The organism is Niveibacterium umoris (assembly GCF_014197015.1).
GTDB classification, from domain to species: Bacteria; Pseudomonadota; Gammaproteobacteria; order Burkholderiales; family Rhodocyclaceae; genus Niveibacterium; species Niveibacterium umoris.
This window is the reverse complement of the sequence record NZ_JACIET010000012.1, coordinates 1-3,032: the sequence shown is the minus strand read 5'-3', so window position 1 is coordinate 3,032 and position 3,032 is coordinate 1. Positions and strand designations below refer to the sequence as shown.

Genomic DNA, 3,032 nt, shown 5'->3' with positions numbered 1-3,032 from the left:
GTTGCGCGGCTAACACGTCAGTCAACGGGACACCAAAATGCTACGCATTTTGGTTCCCTCGGCTGCGCCTCGGTGCCCGTTACCTCCAACGTTAGCGCTCACAATGCAGAAGGTGATCTATTTCGCAATCGGTGCTGTGTTGATCGTCGCACTAATTGCGTCTTCCTACTCCCTGGCAATCTGCGCCCTCTTGATAGCCGGCGCGTATCAACTATCTCGCGCCGTGCGTTGGATTGATAACGAGGGCACCCTGTTTCCCAGTATTGCGCCTGCTCCCTACGACTGCAGCGATTTCGAAGTGATCTCCGAAACAGAGGACGAAATTATCATTCGCGGCAGCGTACGGGCGCTATCGCTGCACAAGAGCAAACGCATTGTGTCGAATGTCAAAGGTCCGCTTTGCACTTTCGACAAAGTCCGTTGTGTCACAATTTCCGAGTCTAGCTCTAGCCAAGAGGGCTACGGCACGAGCTACGCCGTTTCGCTGTCGCTCGGCTTCTTCTCGTCAGTCTGTCTTGGCTTCACTAGCAACAAACTCGAGGCATCGATCGCTGCGGCCAAACTCAGCACTTGGACAGGTAAGCATGTGTCTGTCTAAATGCGCTAACCAGTCCGTCAACGGGACGCCAAACTGCTTCGCAGTTTGGTTCCCTCCGCTGCGCTCCGGCGCCCGTTACGTCCAACGTTAGACCCGAAAGACCATGCGTCGCAATCAGATCATCGGCGTGTCGGCGGCATATTCGGTAGCAGCCATCGCAGCAATGACATTTCGGCGCGAGGTGTTTGACTACGAAACGCTGTCGCGCCAAGTTACGTTTTGGCATGCTCTGGCTGCCAGTGTTCCGTACGTTCTAATTGACCTAGCGCTCCTTATTGCTTGTCTCAGAACCTGGAACTATTCCAACTCGTGGCGGCGGGCCCTTGTTGCGTTGCTGGTTTTCGTCATCTATCTCGTATTTTCGGCGGTAACGATGCTCCACGCCCCCAGTTGGCACATCTTTCACGTGCTGATACTGCTTGCTGTCTGTGTCTTTCTGGCGGGTCTATTTCTGTCATCCTTGCTGGAAAGTCAGCGTGAAAGAGAATCGGCCTAACAAGTCCGTCAACGGGACGCCAAACTGCTGCGCAGTTTGGTTCCCTCCGCTGCGCTCCGGCGCCCGTTACGTCCAACGTTAGGCCGCATTTTCCTCATCAAGATGGACATCAAAGACATTTGGGGGGCGCCACAATGGGCGTGACATTAGAAACAAATTTGCCAGGGCTTCAACGGTGCTAAAGCTAACATCAATAGCCTCTTTGGCATTTTCTGTCATTGTTGTTCTGACCACGATTCTAGGTCTGATGTTCCTGCCGCGTTCAATTCAAGATCTGGCGATTGTTCTACCTGCGGTTGTGGGAGCTGCTCCTCTAGGCATTGCGGTTTATGCCCTACTTAAAGAACGGAAGACCGTGGCAAAGGCGCTAGCGCTTTCATCTATCGTTTCCATTCCGCTCGGCTTGGCGTGCGCCTATTTTGTTGTGGTCACCGTTGGCCTGTCCGCCATGTCCGGAATGCGCTGGTAGCTCATCAATGAAACAATCAATTCGGCACCGGCCTAACCAGTCCGTCAACGGGACGCCAAACTGCTACGCAGTTTGGTTCCCCTCGCTGCGCTCCGGCGCCCGTTACGTCCAACGTTAGGCCGCTTTCGAAACCCCATGAATACCAACGACAGCAAGCTGTGCAAACGCTGCGGGAAGCCGGTCGAAGTAAACGCTGGGTCATACGACGTTTTCGAGCAAATGCACTGGCTTTGTTTCCACTTGGACTTCGAACATGACGGCGACCCAGACCAGCCATGCGGAGACCCAAGTTGTCCTTGGTGGCATATCGAGGTTTTCAAGCGCAAGTTACAAGAAATTGGCATCGACCCAGGGCAGGTAATCGCCGACGCAGTCAAAGAGAGGTGGAGGCTTTGAAACCGCGGCCTAACTTGTCAGTCAACCGGACACCCAAACTGCTACGCAGTTTGGGTTCCCTCCGCTGGCGCTCCGGTGCCGGTTACTTTCAACGTTAGGCGTCAGGTCCTTCTGACTCGCGCCCCAAATGACAATGAGCCCACTAGCTACGTACCGAAGCTATCTCGCTACATTTTTGGGCACTGGCATGTTGTCAGCCCTGCTCGCGTTGTACGTACACACATACTTCGTCGCTTTGGCGTTCGTATGCGTTATCTTTTTCAGTTGGCTTATTCATCGGCCAGCGTGTTCCGAATGCGGCGCATCGCTTGCTCCGCCTGTTGGTAGCCCCTTCGCCGAGGTCATCAACTCATTCTGTTCCGGTTCTTGCCGCTGCTGCGGCAGAAGCTTGAGAGGTTAGTAGTCATGGGTGCTCGCTGCCCTTGTGTTCGTGCCGCCGTGCCGCCGTGCCGCCTAACTATTCCGTCAACGGGACGCCAAACCGCTGCGCGGTTTGGTTCCCTTCGCTGCGCTCCGGCGCCCGTTACGTCCAACGTTGGGCGTCATGAGTCGTACGGTCCGAATGATCTGTTTGTTTCTTCTCGCCGGTGTTGTCGTAGGCGCCATCGCCTGCTCACGCCTGGTGACAAAGTACGAGGCCGCGTTCGCGGAAACCGAAAACGGCCAATCGTTGGCTCAAGTCACTGAGCGTTTTGGAAGTCCGGACGTCCGAGACAATGAAGCCAATTCATTCTTGAGGTATGCCACCGGACCCTGTTTAGTTCCGTGCGCCTATCGGCTGTGGTGGGAGCACCCGATATTCAAGGGCATCGAGGCATGGTCAGTCGAGTTCAATGCTGCGGGAGTGGTCGTTGGCAAAGCTCACTGGGTTTCACCGTAGGCGAAGAATGGGCTCGATGGCCCTCAGCGCGCCGTACAGCGTGACGCCCAACAAGTCCGTCAACGGGACGCCAAAATGCTGCGCATTTTGGTTCCCTTCGCTGCGCTCCGGCGCCCGTTACGTCCAACGTTATGCGTACTGAAGCTGACCCACTCTTCTCGAAGTATGACCGCCGGGAATCTTGTGTTCTTGA

3 protein-coding genes are annotated in these 3,032 nt (G+C 55.3%); all 3 read left to right on the top strand.

Annotation, left to right across the window (positions count from 1 at the left end; translation table 11 throughout):
- Positions 1-103 precede the first annotated feature (103 nt).
- The 3 genes from GGR36_RS21520 (at position 104) to GGR36_RS21510 (ending at position 1,563) form a co-directional block, all read left to right on the top strand.
- Positions 104-598 carry a hypothetical protein gene (locus GGR36_RS21520; RefSeq protein ID WP_183638627.1) on the top strand — a complete coding sequence of 165 codons (495 nt, stop codon included), beginning with the start codon at positions 104-106 and terminating at the stop codon, positions 596-598.
- Positions 599-701: 103 nt separating this feature from the next.
- Positions 702-1,094, top strand: a complete 393-nt coding sequence (locus tag GGR36_RS21515) for a hypothetical protein (RefSeq protein WP_183638624.1) — start codon at positions 702-704, stop codon at positions 1,092-1,094.
- A 202-nt stretch (positions 1,095-1,296) separates the two neighbouring features.
- On the top strand, positions 1,297-1,563 hold the full coding sequence (locus GGR36_RS21510; protein WP_183638621.1) for a hypothetical protein: 267 nt from the start codon (positions 1,297-1,299) through the stop codon (positions 1,561-1,563).
- Positions 1,564-3,032 lie beyond the last annotated feature (1,469 nt).

Bases quoted from the DNA above. Each gene is read 5' to 3' on its own strand.
- GGR36_RS21520 (WP_183638627.1), top strand. From the start codon at position 104: ATGCAGAAGGTGATCTATTTCGCAATCGGTGCTGTGTTGATCGTCGCA.
- GGR36_RS21515 (WP_183638624.1), top strand. From the start codon at position 702: ATGCGTCGCAATCAGATCATCGGCGTGTCGGCGGCATATTCGGTAGCA.